The organism is Nonomuraea africana (assembly GCF_014873535.1).
GTDB classification, from domain to species: Bacteria; Actinomycetota; Actinomycetes; order Streptosporangiales; family Streptosporangiaceae; genus Nonomuraea; species Nonomuraea africana.
Genome location: NZ_JADBEF010000001.1, coordinates 3891226 through 3905932, shown reverse-complemented (window position 1 = coordinate 3905932; position 14707 = coordinate 3891226). Strand labels below are relative to the sequence as shown.

Here is a 14707-nt window from a genome sequence, read left to right as displayed (position 1 = left end):
CCCGCCTGCCGCCGGCTTTCTCGTCATGAGGATGGTTTTGCCCACCCTTGGTGTCCTGGCTGTCACCGTGGAGTATGGACACGCCGGGAGAGGAGCGGTGGCTGAGCGCGCTGCGCGACCGAGCCGCCGCCCTGGCCTTCCCCGAGTGGCAGCCGGGCGACGACGACTGGACGAGCCTGTACACCTCCTTCGACGAGGAGGGCGCGCCCCTGACCGAGGTCGCCGTCTACCGGGGCCACGAGCGCATCCACTTCCGGCGCTACACCGGCCAGGAGCTGACGGCCTTCTGGATCAGGCTGGTCAACAAGATCTCCGAATGAGCGGCCAATGGTGTCGAACGGCCGTATTCGGTTCGAGCCAGAAGCCCTATGGCAAAAGGGTTGTCGGCGGCGCGGCGGGGCGGTCACCTGCCCCGCTCACGGCCCGTCCTAGTATCGGCTCATCACCGCGCCGACCTGGGGGAACGATGGCCGACTTCGAACCGCCGACCGATCTGCTCGAGCTCAAGAGAGCCTTCAACGTCATAGACGCCCGCTGCGCCGAGATCTCCGCCGCCCTGCCGTCCAACGTCGCCGTCCTCGAGGGGAAGGTCGAGTTCGACGTGGAACGGCAGGCCGAACTGGTGGAGGCCAGGTCCGACCGCCTCCGCCTGGTGGAGGAGATCAACCGCCACCCGTGGTGGTCGGACGTCGACGACAGGCACGCCGCCTGGAGGGCGCTGCACCAAGCCGCCCAGTCCTGAGGAGCGCCGCCGGCCGGCTGATTTCTCCAGCCATCAGTTTGATGATCCGACCAAAGGGAGGTATGCCCGACTGATAATCTCAACGATCTCGTTGATATACAGTCGGACATCAAGACTGACGGAAAGTGACTGATGCCTCTCTTCGAGCAAGCCGCCACTTTCGCGTCGGAGCACCCGGTCGGCACGGCGTTCATCTGCCTGCTGGCCCTGATCGCCCTGGCGCTTGCCTTCCTCGTCCTGCGCGTCGCACTCCGCGCCTGCACGCGCTTCTACCTGCAGGTCGTGGCTCCTCGTCCGATCGAGGACATCCTTACGATCGTCGCCGCCTCCATCGCCACCGGAGTCTCCGCGCAGGGCATGTGGCGCTTCTCCGGCGACGTGCTGGGCCTCGACGGCCCGCTGCGGCTGCTGCTGTTCGCCTTCATCGAGGTCGCGATCGTCACCTCGGCGGTGCGGGCGCGGCGCAACATGCGGGAGAACTTCTCGGCCGGCATCGACGGCATCGCCGTCTGGGCGCTGACCTGCCTGACGGCGGTGCTGTCCAGCATGGACGCGCGCAGCCTCGCCGAGGCGATCTTCAGGCTCGCCGCGCCGCTGGTGGCCGCCTGGCTGTGGGAGCGCGGCATGGCGATCGAACGGCACCGCATCCGCGGCACCGGCCGCATCAACTGGCGCTTCACGCCCGAGCGGGTGCTGGTGCGGATGGGGCTGGCCGAGGTGTCCGACCGTACGGCCAGCGAGGTCGACGCGCACCGCAGGCTCACCCGCGTCGCACTGGCCGCCAAGAAGGCCAGGTCGCTGCGCGAGCAGGGCGCCTCCGAGCGCAAGCTGCGCGTGGCGATGGCGCGCCTCGACCGGGCGATGGACCAGGCGGTCGAGCACACCGGCCTGGCCGTCGACCCGGCCCGCCAGGAGGCGCTGCTGCAGCAGATCGGCGCGCTCTACAACACCGCCAAGCTGATCGACGCCGACCCGCGCGTGCCGTGGGACACTCAAGACCAGCTCGCCACCGACCACCACCACGTGCCCGCCAGGCCGGCCCTGCCGCCCGCGCTGGCCCGCCTGGTGGAGGACGAGGACGAGGACATCGCGGTCCTCGACACCACCCCGCAGGTCATGGACACCGCCCAGCGCGCCGCGCTGATGCGGGCCGCCCGCGAGTACTGGGACCGGCAGATCGCCAAGCGGATCGTGCCCCGCACGGTCGACATCGCCCAGGAGATCGGCATCTCGCTGGCGACGGCGAGGGAGTACCGCGCGCTGTGGAAGCTCGAGCCGCAGGCGCACGCGCTGATCGAGGCCCTCTACCAGGAACACGGCATCGTCGACACCGGTACCTTCCCCATCATCGCGGACGGCGACCGTATCCTCACCGGGTGAGCGACCCGGGGATGAGCCGCACCCTCGACAGGGTGCGGAAGCTGCTGGCCAAGGCCGAGGGCACCGACAACGAGCACGAGCGCGAGACGTTCATGGCCGCGGCGACGGCGTTGATGGCCAAGTACGGCATCTCGGCCGTCGCCGAGCCGTCACCGCGCGGGCCGGGCAACCGGGTCGTCACCGTGGGCGACCCGTGGGCGCGGGAGAAGGCGCGGCTGGTGTACCTGGTCGCCGACGCCCTGCGCTGCCGTCCCGTGCTGATCGGCAAGGGGGACGGCGGGCAGCGGGTGCACGTCTTCGGCTTCGCCGCCGACCTGGAGCGGGCCGACCTGCTGGCCACGTCGCTGCTGCTGCAGATGGCCTCGGGCCTGGCCCGGGTGCCCGTGCCGCCCGAAGGGGCGCGGGCCTACCGGCGGTCGTGGATGCTCGGCTTCACCGACGAGATCTACCGGCTGCTGACGGCGGCCGAGTCGAAGGCGGCGGCGTCGGGCGCGCCGGGGACCGCGCTGGTGCTGGCCGACCGCAAGGCGGAGGTGGAGCAGGCGGTCGCCGAGGTCTACCCGAAGATCCGGCGCAGCGTGCCGAGGATGAGCGGTGGCGGCTACCGCGACGGTGTCTCGGCCGCCCGCCGCGCCGACCTCTCCCGCTCCGCCATCCACTGACCTCCGCTACGGCAGGGGGTCAGCCGAGGGCCGCCGAGACGACCGCCCGGGCCTCCTCCTGGACCTGGGCCAGGTGCTCGGGTCCCTTGAACGACTCCGCGTAGATCTTGTAGACGTCCTCGGTGCCCGAGGGCCTGGCCGCGAACCAGGCGTTCTCGGTGCACACCTTCACCCCGCCCAGCGCCGCCCCGTTGCCCGGCGCGCTGGTCAGCACCTGCGTGATGGGCTCGCCGGCGAGCGTGTCCGCCGTCACCTGCGTGGCCGACAGCTTGGCCAGCACCGCCTTCTCCTCCCGCGTGGCGGGCGCGTCGACGCGGGCGTAGGCGGGGGCGCCGAACCGCGAGGTGAGCTGCTCGTAGTGGGCGCTGGGGGAGGAGCCGGTGACCGCGAGGATCTCCGAGGCCAGCAGTGCCAGGATGATGCCGTCCTTGTCGGTGCTCCACGCCGACCCGTCGCGCCGCAGGAACGAGGCGCCCGCGCTCTCCTCGCCGCCGAAGCCGAGCGAGCCGTCGAGCAGGCCGGAGACGAACCACTTGAACCCGACGGGCACCTCGTGCAGGCGCCGGCCGAGGTCGGCCGCCACCCTGTCGATCATGCTGCTGCTGACCAGCGTCTTGCCGATCCCCGCCGTCGACGGCCAGGAGGGACGGTGGCCGAAGAGGTAGGAGATGGCCACGGCCAGGTAGTGGTTGGGGTTCATCAGCCCGCCGTCGGGCGTGACGATGCCGTGCCTGTCGGCGTCGGCGTCGTTGCCGGTGGAGATGTCGAAGCGCGACCTGTTGTGGATCAGCGAGGCCATCGCGTAGGGGGAGGAGCAGTCCATGCGGATCTTGCCGTCCCAGTCGAGGGTCATGAACCGCCAGGTCGGATCGACGAGCGGGTTCACGACCGTCAGGTCGAGGCGGTGCCGGTCGGCGATCTCGCCCCAGTAGGCCACGCTCGCCCCGCCGAGCGGGTCGGCGCCGACGCGCACCCCCGCCGACCTGATCGCGTCGAGGTCGATCACGCTGGGCAGGTCGTCGACGTAGTGGGCGAGGAAGTCGTGGCGCTCGCCCAGCGACGCGCGGTACGGCACCCGCCGCACGTCCTTCAGGCCGCCCGCGATGAGCGCGTTGGCGCGATCCTGGATCCAGGAGGTGGCGTCGGTGTCGGCCGGGCCGCCGTTCGGCGGGTTGTACTTGAAGCCGCCGTCTCGGGGCGGGTTGTGCGACGGCGTGACCACGACGCCGTCGGAGCCCGGATGGGTGAGGATCGCGTGCGAGACGGCGGGCGTGGGCGTGTACCCGTCGCGGCTGTCGACCAGCACGGTCACGTCGTTGGCGGCGAAGACCTCCAGCGCCGAGATCTTCGCGGGCTCCGACAGCGCGTGCGTGTCGGCGCCGAGGAACAGCGGCCCCGTGACGCCCTGCGCTGCGCGGTACTCCACGATCGCCTGGCTCGTGGCCAGGATGTGGTCCTCGTTGAAGGCGGTGTCGAAGGCCGAGCCCCGGTGCCCCGAGGTGCCGAACGCGACGCGCTGCGACACCTCCGAGGGGTCGGGGTGCAGCGCGTAGTACGCGGTCACCAGGCGGGCCACGTCGACCAGGTCGGAGGGCTGGGCGGGCTGCCCGGCGCGCTCGTGCGTCATGAGATCCACTCTACAGATTGAGCCTGACCGAAGCCGTGGCGGACGCGGCCGACGGCGTCCGGCGGGTTAGACTCGCCGCAGCCAAACAGAATGGAGTTCGGTTGCGATGCGAGTAGGACTGCTCCTCAACGAGCCCCAGGGCCCCGACCCGATCGGCGGTCTGCGGGAGGCCATCGCCCAAGCCGCCGACGACGGGTTCGCCTCGGCCTGGCTGTCCCACGTCTTCGGCCTGGACGCGATCACCGCGCTGGCAGTCGCGGGCGGCCAGACACCCGGCATCGAGCTCGGCACCGCAGTCGTGCCCACCTACCCCCGCCATCCCGCCGCCCTCGCCCAGCAGGCGCTGACCGCCAACGCCGCCCTCGGCGGCCGCCTCGCGCTCGGCATCGGCCTGTCGCACCAGATCGTCATCGAGCACATGTTCGGCTACGACTTCTCGCATCCCGCCCGGCACATGAAGGAGTACCTCGACATCCTGCTCCCTCTCGCCCGCGGCGAGAAGGCGGAGGTCAGCGGCGAGACGCTCAAGGCCAACATCAAGCTCAGCACCCCCGGCACCGGCCTGCCCGTGCTGATCGCCGCCCTCGCCCCCCGCATGCTGGCCCTGGCGGGCGCGGTCGCCGACGGCACCGTGCTGTGGATGACAGGGCCGAAGACGGTGGCCGAGCACGTCGTGCCCGCGATCACCGGGGCCGCGCACGGGGCCGGCCGTCCCGCGCCGCGCGTGGTCTGCGCGCTGCCGGTCTGCGTCACCGACGATCCGGCCGCCGCCAGGGCGCGGGCCGCCGAGGTTTTCTCCGTGTACGGCCAGCTGCCCTCCTACCGGGCGATGCTGGACAGGGAGGGCGCGGCCACGCCCGGCGACGTGGCGATCGTGGGCGACGAGGAGGCCGTGCGCGCCCAGATCGACGGCCTGGCCAAGGCCGGGGTCACCGACTTCGTGGCGGCGGAGTTCGCCGAGAGGGAGCGCACCAGGACCTTCCTCAAGGGCCTGCTCGGCTAGCTCCTGCGCTGCGTGAGGCTGAACCAGTTGCCCGAGTTGTCGCGGAAGACCGCCTCGATGCCGTAGGGGCGGTCGGCGGGCTCCTGCACGAACTCCACGCCCTTGGCCGACAGCTCCTCGAAGGTCTTGTGGCAGTCGTCGGTCGCCATGACGCCGGGGCCCATCGCCCCCTTCGAGACGACCGCGCGCATCTGCTCGGCGGTCTCCTCGTCGAAGTGCGGCGCGCCGATCGCGGACAGGACGATGGTGACCTCGGGCCGGCCCTTCGGCCCGACGGTCAGCCAGCGGTAGTCGCCGAGCCGCACGTCCTCGCGCTCCTCGAAGCCGAGAGGGCCGGTGTAGAAGGCCTTGGCCTCGTCCTGGTCCAGCACGTAGACGCAGGTGTGGGACATTCCGGTGATCATGACACTGCTCCTCTGTCGTCGTCCTCCTCACCGACAGTAGGGGTCGGTCCCGCGGGCCCGCTTCTTCGAGATTGCTCGAACGGCGGGCGGGTGCACATCAGCACGAAGCAGCCGGGGATCGGGGGCGGGCCGCCCTGCCGTACGGACTCCTCCCTGAAGGCGCTCGGCGACCTGCCGACCAGGGCGGTGAAGCGGGAGCTGAACGAGCCGAGGCTGGAGAAGCCCACCATGACGCAGATCTCGGTGACGTTGAGATTGGTGGCGCGCAGCAGGTCCTTGGCCCGTTCGATGCGGCGGGAGGTCAGATAGCGGGCGGGCGTCTCGCCGTACACCCGCTTGAAGGAGCGGGCGAAGTGGAAGCGCGAGCAGCCCGCGGCGCCGGCCAGCGCGTCGAGGTCGAGCGGCTCGCCGTAGCGGCGATCGGCCAGGTCGCGGGCGCGGCGCAGATGGGGCAGCAGGTCAGCGGCCGTCATAGGCGAAGCCTACGTAGTTCTCCGCGAGAGTGGTGGCGGCCGCCGTGGAGGAGACCACGTAGTCGAGATGGGACAGCTGCAGGCGCCTGGCGAAGGCGTCGGCGGAGTGGTCGGTGTGCAGCAGGGTGGTCATCCAGTAGGAGAAGTGCTCGGCCCGCCACACCTGCCGCAGCCGCGACTCCGAGTAGCCGTCGAGCCCGCCGTCGGCGATCGCCGCCGCCAGCGCGGTGACGTCGGAGACGGCCAGGTTGAGCCCCTTGGCGCCGGTCGGCGGGACGATGTGCGCGGCGTCGCCCGCCAGGAAGAGCCGCTCGTGCCTCATCGGCTCGGTGACGAAGCTGCGCATCGGGGTGATGGCCTTCTCCCTGATCGGGCCGTCCTTGAGCGTCCAGCCGTCGCCGGTGGCCAGCCGCGTGCGCAGCTCCGCCCAGATCCGCTCGTCGGGCCACGCGGCCAGCTCGTCGGTGGGGGAGACCTGCAGGTAGAGGCGGCTGACCTCGGGGGAGCGCAGGCTGTGCAGGGCGAAGCCGCGCTCGTGGTGGCAGTAGATCAGCTCCTCGGTCGAGGGCGGCACGTCGGCCAGCACGCCGAGCCACGCGTACGGGTACTCGCGCTCGTGGACCGTCGCGTTCGGCACGGCGGCGCGCGAGACGCCGTGGAAGCCGTCACACCCGGCGATCAGGTCGCAGTCGAGAGTGTGCAGCCGGCCGTTCTCGCGGTAGGTCACGCGCGGTGTGCTGGCGTCGACCTCGACGACCTCGGCCCCGAACCGGATCCTGCCCTCGGGCGCGAGCGCGATGAGGTCCTTGACGATCTCGGTCTGCGCGTAGATCGTCACGGTCTTGCCGCCGGTGAGCTCGCTGAGCGGGATCCGGTGCCCCCGCCCGCCGAAGCGCAGCTCGAGCCCGTGGTGGGTGAGGCCCTCGCGGTCGAGCCTGGCGCCCGCGCCGCAGGCCCTCAGCACGTCGACCGTGCCCTGCTCCAGCATGCCCGCGCGCTGGCGCTGCTCGCAGTAGGCCCTGTCTCGGCTCTCCAGCACCACCGCGTCGATGCCGCGCCGCTCCAGCAGATGGGACAGCAGCAGGCCCGCGGGGCCGGCGCCGATGATCGCTACCTGGGTACGCATGGCCTGATCCTCGTGCTCGGGCGTGCTCGCTCAGCCGCCGGTCTTCCGGTCAGTGGAACTCATCAGTAGTGTCCGCTCACGTCACGCGACAGCGCCCGCGCCGTGGTGACCAGGGTCGGCACGACCGCGCGCAGGTCGGCGCGCGGCCTGGTGACGATCGACAGCGCGGCGATCACCTCGCCGCCCGCGCCGCGCACCGGCGCGGCGACCGAGCAGGTGCCGAGCGTCATCTCCTCGCGGGTGACGGCCACCCCTGTCCTGCGCACCTCGGCCAGCGCGGCCCGCAGCCTGGCCGGGTCGGTCACGGTGTGCCTGGTCAGGGCGGGCAGCCCGGAGGAGACCACCTCCTCGGTCACCCGCTCGGGTGCGAAGGCGAGCAGCACCCTGCCCACCCCCGTGGCGTGCAGCGGCAGCTCGCCGCCCACCCTGCTCACGATCGGCACCGAGGAGGGACCGCGCAGCCGTTCGAGGTAGAGCGCCTTCAGGCCGCGCCGTACGGCCAGCTGCACGTTGGCGTGCGTGACCTCGTACAGGTCCTCCATGTACGGCAGCGCCAGCTCCCGCAGGTCGGCGGCGGCGGCCGCCTGGGCGCCGATGCGCCACAATCTGATGCCGACCCGGTAGGCGCCGTCGGGCATCCGCTCGACGAAGCCGCCCCTGGTCAGCTCGCCGATCAGCCGATGCCCCGTGGCCAGCGGCAGGTCCGCCCTGCGGCAGATCTCGGTGAGCGTCAGCCGCACCTCTCCATGGGAGAACGCGTCGAGGATCGCCATCACCTTGCCGGCGACGCTTGGGGGCGGCATGTCCGGATCCTAACCCTCCAGCAGGAGCTCGGGCTCGGTGGCCGCCCTGACCTCCTCCTCGCTCACTCCAGGCGCCGTCTCCACCAGCACCACGCCGCCGGGCGTCACGTCGAGCACGGCCAGGTCGGTGATGATCCGATGGACGCAGGCCACGCCCGTCAGCGGCAGCGAGCACTCCTTGACGATCTTCGGCGCGCCGTCGCGGGTGAGGTGCTCCATGACCACGATGACTCTGCGCGCGCCGTGGACCAGGTCCATGGCGCCGCCCATGCCCTTGATCATCTTTCCGGGCACCGCCCAGTTGGCCAGGTCGCCGCGGGCCGAGACCTGCATCGCGCCGAGCACCGCCACGTCGATGTGGCCGCCGCGGATCATGCCGAACGACAGCGCCGAGTCGAAGAACGACGCCCCCGGCAGGACGGTCACCGTCTCCTTGCCCGCGTTGATGAGGCCGGGGTCGACCTCGTCCTCCCGCGGGTAGGGACCCACGCCCAGCACGCCGTTCTCGGAGTGGACGACCACGTGCACACCCGGCGGGATGAACGCCGGGATCAGCGTCGGCAGCCCGATCCCCAGGTTGACGTAGGAGCCGTCGGCCAGCTCGGCCGCCGCCCTGGCCGCGATCTGCTCCCTGCTCCATGCCATCAGGCGCGCACCGTCCTCTTCTCCACGTGCTTGTCGGCGGCCTGCTCGGGGGTGAGTGCCACGACCCGCTGGACGAACACACCCGGCAGGTGGACCTCGTCGGGGTCGAGCTCGCACAGCTGCTCGACCTCCGCGATCGTGACCCGCCCCGCCATCGCGGCCAGCGGGTTGAAGTTGCGCGCGCTCTTGTCGAAGACGAGGTTGCCGTACCGGTCGCCCTTGGCCGCCCTGACCAGCGCGAAGTCGGTCGTGATCGACTCCTCCAGCACGTACGGCACGCCGCCGAACTCGCGCACCTCCTTGGCGGGTGAGGCCACCGCCACGCTCCCGTCGGCCGCGTAGCGCCACGGCAGCCCGCCCTCGGCCACCAGCGTGCCGACGCCCGCGGGAGTGTAGAAGGCGGGGATCCCGCTGCCGCCGGCCCGCAGGCGCTCGGCCAGCGTGCCCTGCGGCACCAGCTCCACCTCGATCTCCCCGCTGAGATAGCGCCTGGCGAGTTCCTTGTTCTCGCCGATGTAGGAGCCCGTCGCCCTGGCGATCCGGCCCGCCGCCAGCAGCAGCCCGAGGCCGCGCCCGTCGACGCCGCAGTTGTTCGACACCACCCGCAGCCCGCGCGCGCCCTTCTCGTAAAGCGCGTCGATCAGCACCGACGGCACCCCGCACAACCCGAACCCGCCCACGGCCAGCGACGCGCCGTCACCGACCTCGGCGACGGCCTCCGCCGCCGAACCGACCACCTTGCCGACCTTCATGCGCTCACGGTCCCAGCAGTCTCCGCCGGCGCCACTATGTGCTTCCGGTGAGCGGAAGCCCAGGCAATCCCCAGTTCCGGTTGTTAGCCTCCCTCGACATGAACTGGAGACGAAGGGTCAACAAAACCTTCGGAGACCTGACGGGCTTCCAGCTCACCAGGCTGCCCGTCGCCGCATCCGAACCGGAGCCCGAGGTCAGACCGCCCGCCGATCCCGGCTCCGACCGGCTCCTGCGCGCGCCGGTGTTCCTGCTGTGCCCGGTCAGGTCGGGCTCGACGCTCCTGCGCGCCGTGCTCAACGCCCACTCCATGATCCACGCCCCGCACGAGCTGCACGTGCGCAGGCTGACCGTCGGGTACGGCACGCCGCTGGTCGAGCGGGCCATGGACGCCCTCGGCTACAACCGGGCCGACCTGGAGCACCTGCTGTGGGACCGGGTCCTGCACCGCGAACTGGTCAGGAGCGGCAAGCGCATCGTCGTCGACAAGACGCCCGCCAACGCCTTCGCCTACCGGCGCATCGCCGCCTGCTGGCCCGACGCCCGCTACGTCTTCCTGCTGCGCCATCCCGCCTCCGTCGCCCGCTCCTGGCAGGAGACCTCGGGCCGCTCCGCCGACGACGCGGTCACCGACTCGCTGCGCTACATGAAGGCCGTCGAGCGGGCCAGGACGGCGCTGCCCGGGCTGACCGTGCGCTACGAGGACTTCACCGCCGACCCCGCGGGCAAGGCCCGCGAGATCTGCTCCTTCCTCGACGTCCCCTTCGAGCCCGGCATGCTCGACTACGGCGACGCCCCCTGGGTCAAGGGCCTCGGCGACTGGAAGGACAAGATCCGCACGGGAACGGTCCAAAAGGGCCGCCCGCTGCCCCCGATCCAGGAGGTGCCGGCCCCGCTGCGGCCGCTCACCACCCGGTGGGGCTACACGTGAAGATCCGCTACCTGCTTCTGCACGCGTACGGCACGGGCGGCACCATCCGCACCGTCCTCACCCAGGCCGGATGGATGGCGGAGGCGGGGCACGAGGTCGAGGTCGTCAGCGCGGTCAGGCGGCGCACGACCCCGGGCTTTCCGATCCCGAACGGCGTGCGGTTGTGCGCCCTGGTCGACCAGCGCGCCGGGATCGCCGCGCCGCGGCTCCACTCGCGGGTGCTGCGCAGGCTGCGCGGGCACGTGGTGCCCAGGGGCGAGCCCGCCGCCGCCTACTTCACCCCCGAGGTGGAGGCGGCCATCGCCCGCTGGATGCGCGGCCTGTCGGAGGGCGTGCTCGTCACCACCAGGCCCGCGCTCAACCTGCTGGCCGTACGGCACGCGTCGAGCCGCGTGCTCATGGTCGCGCAGGAGCACATGAACTACGCCAGCCACCGGCAGGCCGTGCAACGGGCGATCAGGCGCGGCTACGGCAGGTTCGACGCGGTCACCGTGCTCACCGAGACCGACCGGGCCGACTACGAGCGGGTGCTGCCCGGCGCCAGGATCGTGCGCATCCCCAACGCCGTGCACCCCATGGAGCGGGCGCTCGCCGACCACACCTCCACCATCGCGGTCGCGGCGGGCAGGCTGGTCCCGCAGAAGGGCTTCGACCTGCTCATCCCGGCCTTCCAGCGAGCCACGGAGGCCCACCGGGACTGGCGGCTGCGCATCTTCGGCGCCGGGGTCAAGCGGGCCGAGCTGGCCGCGCTCGCCGCGCCCAGGGTGGAGCTGATGGGCCGCTCCGACGCCTTCCACCGGGAGCTGGCGGCCTCCGCGCTCTACGTGCTCAGCTCCAGGTTCGAGGGGCTGCCCATGGTGATGATCGAGGCCATGGCGCACGGCCTGCCCGTCGTGGCCTTCGACTGCCCCACGGGCCCGCGCGAGGTGATCACCCACGACGTGGACGGCGTGCTGGTCCCGCCGCAGGACGTGGACGCCCTCGCCAGAGCGATCACCGAGCTGATCGAGGACGAACCGAGGCGCAGGAGGCTGGGGGCCCAGGCGGTGCGCACGGTCGAGGCGTACTCGACACGGACGGTTGCCCCGAAGTGGCTGGAGCTGTTCAATAACCTGCAAACGGCGCGGCGAGGGGTCGATCACACACCCCTTTCGTAGACTCCGGCAGGGTGAAACGGGTGTTGCACGGCATAGACGTGTCCAACTGGCAAGGACTGGTCAACTGGGACGACCATGCTGACAACGGCGTCGCCTTCGCCTTCGCCAAGGCGAGCGAGGGCGCCACCTACACCGACAAGTGGTTCGACCGCAACTGGCAGCGCATGCGCGAGAACTGGCTCGTGTGCGGGGCCTACCACTTCGCCAGGCCCGAGGGCGAGCCCGCCGACCAGGCGCGCCACTTCCTGCGCACGATCAGGCAGGCGGGCGGGCTGCGCAAGGGCGACCTGCTCGCGCTCGACCTCGAGGCCGACGACAAGCTGCCGCCCGACCAGGTCGCCGCCTTCGCCAGGCGCTGGTGCCGGATGGTCGAGAGGCACACGGGCGTGCGGCCCTTCATCTACACGTACCTGTCCTTCGCCCGCAAGGGCAACTGCGCGGGCCTGGGCGAATACCCGCTGTGGATCGCCTCGCCCGGCAAGCCCATCGGCGAGCCCGTGGTCCCCGCGCCGTGGCGTGGCTGGAGGATTCACCAGTACGCCAACAGCCCGCTCGACCGCAACGTCTTCCACGGCAGCCGCCAGGACCTGACCAGGCTGGGCTACGACCCGCGATAGCATCGTTGGCACCATCGAAACGCTGCTATCCAAGGAGTCACCGTGTCAGCCGAGCTGCATATCACCCTCGCCGGAGCCGAGCGTGTGGTCGCGGCCGGCACGACGTACGGCGAGGCGCTGGAGGCCGACGGTCGCACCGTCGTCGCCGCCCGCGTCAACGGCGAGCTGCGCGACCTGGCCTCCCACGCCGCGGACGGCGACGTGGTCGAGCCGGTCGAGATCTCCTCACCCGACGGCCGCGCCATCCTGCGCCACTCCACCGCGCACGTCATGGCGCAGGCGGTCCAGGAGCTGTTCCCCGAGGCCAAGCTGGGCATCGGCCCGCCGGTCGACAACGGCTTCTACTACGACTTCGACGTCGCGCAGGCCTTCCACCCCGACGACCTCAAGCGTGTCGAGAAGCGCATGCGCGAGATCGTCAAGCAGGGGCAGCTGTTCTCGCGGCGCGAGGTGTCCGACGACGAGGCGCGCGCGGAGCTCGCCGCCGAGCCGTACAAGCTGGAGCTGGTCGGCCTCAAGGGCGGCGCATCCGCCGACGACGGCGCGAACGTCGAGGTCGGCGAGGGCCAGCTGACCATCTACGACAACCTCGACCCCAAGAGCGGCGAGCTGTGCTGGAAGGACCTGTGCCGCGGGCCGCACCTGCCCTCCACCAGGGCCATCCCCGCCTTCAAGCTCATGCGCACGGGCGGCGCCTACTGGCGGGGCAGCGAGAAGAACCCGCAGCTGCAGCGCATCTACGGCACCGCGTGGGAAACCCGCGACATGCAGGACGAATACCTCCACCTGCTGGAGGAGGCCGAGAAGCGCGACCACCGCAAGCTCGGCGCCGAGCTCGACCTGTTCAGCTTCCCGCCGGAGCTGGGCAGCGGGCTGCCGGTCTTCCATCCCAAGGGCGGAATCATCCGCAAGGAGATGGAGGACTACATGCGCCGGCGCCAGGGGGAGTCGGGCTACGAGTTCGTCAACACCCCGCACATCACCAAGTCGCAGCTGTTCGAGACCTCCGGCCACCTGCCCTGGTACGGCGAGGACATGTTCCCGCCCTTCGAGCTCGACAACACCGAGTACCGCGTCAAGCCGATGAACTGCCCGATGCACAACCTGATCTTCAGAGCGCGCGGGCGGTCCTACCGTGAGCTGCCGCTGCGGCTGTGCGAGTTCGGCTCGGTGTACCGCTACGAGAAGTCCGGCGTGGTCCACGGGCTGACCAGGGTGCGCGGCATGACGCAGGACGACTCGCACATCTACTGCACCAAGGAGCAGATGGGCGGGGAGATCAAGAGCCTGCTGGCCTTCGTGCTCAGCGTGCTGCGCGACTTCGGCCTGTCGGAGTTCTACCTGGAGCTGTCCACCCGCGACGACTCCGACAAGTTCATCGGCGACCAGGCCGACTGGGACGAGGCCACCGCGGCGCTGCGCCAGGCGGCCGAGGAGTCGGGCCTGGCCCTGGTCGACGATCCGGGCGGCGCGGCCTTCTACGGGCCGAAGATCTCCGTCCAGGCCAAGGACGCCATCGGGCGCACCTGGCAGCTGTCCACCATCCAGCTCGACTTCAACCAGCCCAAGCGCTTCGGCCTCGAATACCAGGCGGCCGACGGCACCCGGCAGACGCCCGTCATGATCCACCGGGCGCTGTTCGGCTCGATCGAGCGCTTCCTCGGCGTCCTGGTCGAGCACTACGCGGGCGCGTTCCCTCCGTGGCTCTCGCCGGTGCAGGTCGTCGGCATCCCGATCGCCGAGGCGCACGCGCCGTACCTGCACGACGTCGCCAAGCAGCTGCGCGAGCGGGGCATCAGGGTCGAGGTCGACACGGCCGACGACCGCATGCAGAAGAAGATCCGCAACGCGCAGAAGGCGAAAGTGCCCTTCATGCTGCTCGCCGGTGACGACGACATCGCCAACGGCGCGGTGTCGTTCCGTTACCGGAGTGGCGAGCAGAAGAACGGCGTTCCGGTCGAGGACGCGATCGCCGAGATCGTCAACGCGGTGGAGCGCCGCATCCAGGTCTGACGGCAGGGTCGTCCCCGATCGCGCTTCGCACTGGCGCCCTTCGGACACCTGGGCGGGGGTTCTCGACGGCCCCCGCCGGGTGGGGCCTTCCAGTCGGACCTGAGGTTCTTTCGGACCTCATGGGCCGGGCGTCTTCTGGTCGGCCCTTGTGCGGTCCCGCCTCCGGTCGCGTTGGCGCTGCGGGGTGTCCTCTTGAGCGACTCGCGCAACGGCTCCTGCGCGGCCCCGGCGGCTCGGGTGACGACCCGGAGGCGGCGGTCCCGCGAACCCGTCGGTCCGCGGGGCGGGCGGCGAAAGTCGATCGACCGGCGGGAGGTCGAGCGGCAGGGTGTCGAGCGGCAGGGTGTCGAGCGGCTGATCGCTGATGGCGGCGC

Annotated in this window: 16 protein-coding genes; 9 read left to right on the top strand and 7 right to left on the bottom strand. The window is 71.2% G+C overall.

Annotated features, from left to right (window positions below; translation table 11 throughout):
* The first annotated feature begins 74 nt into the window (after positions 1-74).
* The 4 genes from H4W81_RS18475 (at position 75) to H4W81_RS18460 (ending at position 2784) form a co-directional block, all read left to right on the top strand.
* The gene (locus H4W81_RS18475) at positions 75-320 is read left to right on the top strand and encodes a hypothetical protein (RefSeq protein ID WP_192775961.1); all 246 of its coding nucleotides are present in this window, start codon (positions 75-77) and stop codon (positions 318-320) included.
* A 146-nt stretch (positions 321-466) separates the two neighbouring features.
* Positions 467-742: a hypothetical protein gene (locus tag H4W81_RS18470; protein ID WP_192775960.1), complete on the top strand. Its 276-nt coding sequence runs from the start codon at positions 467-469 to the stop codon at positions 740-742.
* Between the two features lie 132 nt (positions 743-874).
* A complete protein-coding gene (locus H4W81_RS18465) occupies positions 875-2122 on the top strand; it encodes a hypothetical protein (RefSeq protein ID WP_192775959.1) in 1248 nt (415 codons plus the stop codon).
* The gene (locus tag H4W81_RS18460) at positions 2119-2784 is read left to right on the top strand and encodes a DUF2786 domain-containing protein (protein ID WP_318781807.1); all 666 of its coding nucleotides are present in this window, start codon (positions 2119-2121) and stop codon (positions 2782-2784) included. Before H4W81_RS18465 ends, H4W81_RS18460 begins: the two co-directional genes overlap by 4 nt.
* A 19-nt stretch (positions 2785-2803) precedes the next feature.
* Here H4W81_RS18460 and pgm read toward each other — a convergent pair whose 3' ends face one another.
* The gene (pgm, locus tag H4W81_RS18455) at positions 2804-4411 is read right to left on the bottom strand and encodes a phosphoglucomutase (alpha-D-glucose-1,6-bisphosphate-dependent) (RefSeq protein WP_192775958.1); all 1608 of its coding nucleotides are present in this window, start codon (positions 4409-4411) and stop codon (positions 2804-2806) included.
* A gap of 106 nt (positions 4412-4517) precedes the next feature.
* Between pgm and H4W81_RS18450 the strand changes: the two genes are divergently transcribed.
* Entirely contained in the window at positions 4518-5414 is an 897-nt protein-coding gene (locus H4W81_RS18450; RefSeq protein WP_192775957.1) for a TIGR03564 family F420-dependent LLM class oxidoreductase, read from the top strand.
* On the opposite strand, the gene H4W81_RS18445 is transcribed toward H4W81_RS18450, so the two are convergent.
* The 6 genes from H4W81_RS18445 to H4W81_RS18420 all read right to left on the bottom strand — a co-directional run bounded on the left by H4W81_RS18445 (position 5411) and on the right by H4W81_RS18420 (position 9617).
* Positions 5411-5818: a VOC family protein gene (locus tag H4W81_RS18445; protein WP_192775956.1), complete on the bottom strand. Its 408-nt coding sequence runs from the start codon at positions 5816-5818 to the stop codon at positions 5411-5413. The two genes, H4W81_RS18450 and H4W81_RS18445, sit on opposite strands and share 4 nt — an antisense overlap.
* On the bottom strand, positions 5815-6291 hold the full coding sequence (locus H4W81_RS18440; protein ID WP_192775955.1) for a helix-turn-helix transcriptional regulator: 477 nt from the start codon (positions 6289-6291) through the stop codon (positions 5815-5817). The genes H4W81_RS18445 and H4W81_RS18440 overlap by 4 nt, the downstream gene beginning before the upstream one ends.
* On the bottom strand, positions 6278-7417 hold the full coding sequence (locus H4W81_RS18435) for a 4-hydroxybenzoate 3-monooxygenase (protein WP_192775954.1): 1140 nt from the start codon (positions 7415-7417) through the stop codon (positions 6278-6280). The genes H4W81_RS18440 and H4W81_RS18435 overlap by 14 nt, the downstream gene beginning before the upstream one ends.
* Positions 7418-7479: 62 nt before the next feature.
* A complete protein-coding gene (locus H4W81_RS18430; protein WP_192775953.1) occupies positions 7480-8220 on the bottom strand; it encodes an IclR family transcriptional regulator in 741 nt (246 codons plus the stop codon).
* Between the two features lie 9 nt (positions 8221-8229).
* The gene (locus H4W81_RS18425; protein WP_192775952.1) at positions 8230-8865 is read right to left on the bottom strand and encodes a 3-oxoacid CoA-transferase subunit B; all 636 of its coding nucleotides are present in this window, start codon (positions 8863-8865) and stop codon (positions 8230-8232) included.
* Positions 8865-9617: a CoA transferase subunit A gene (locus H4W81_RS18420; protein ID WP_192775951.1), complete on the bottom strand. Its 753-nt coding sequence runs from the start codon at positions 9615-9617 to the stop codon at positions 8865-8867. The genes H4W81_RS18425 and H4W81_RS18420 overlap by 1 nt, the downstream gene beginning before the upstream one ends.
* Before the next feature lie 98 nt (positions 9618-9715).
* On the opposite strand from H4W81_RS18420, the gene H4W81_RS18415 reads away from it, so the two are divergent.
* From H4W81_RS18415 to thrS, 4 genes are read left to right on the top strand one after another with little or no spacing between them, the layout of a single operon-like run.
* Positions 9716-10546, top strand: coding sequence for a sulfotransferase family protein (locus tag H4W81_RS18415; RefSeq protein ID WP_192775950.1), 831 nt, complete (start codon positions 9716-9718; stop codon positions 10544-10546).
* Positions 10543-11703, top strand: coding sequence for a glycosyltransferase family 4 protein (locus H4W81_RS18410; protein ID WP_192775949.1), 1161 nt, complete (start codon positions 10543-10545; stop codon positions 11701-11703). Before H4W81_RS18415 ends, H4W81_RS18410 begins: the two co-directional genes overlap by 4 nt.
* A gap of 11 nt (positions 11704-11714) precedes the next feature.
* Complete coding sequence (locus H4W81_RS18405) at positions 11715-12320, top strand: glycoside hydrolase family 25 protein (RefSeq protein WP_192775948.1); 606 nt, start codon at positions 11715-11717, stop codon at positions 12318-12320.
* A 42-nt stretch (positions 12321-12362) separates the two neighbouring features.
* Positions 12363-14333: a threonine--tRNA ligase gene (gene thrS / locus H4W81_RS18400; RefSeq protein ID WP_397128537.1), complete on the top strand. Its 1971-nt coding sequence runs from the start codon at positions 12363-12365 to the stop codon at positions 14331-14333.
* Positions 14334-14707 lie beyond the last annotated feature (374 nt).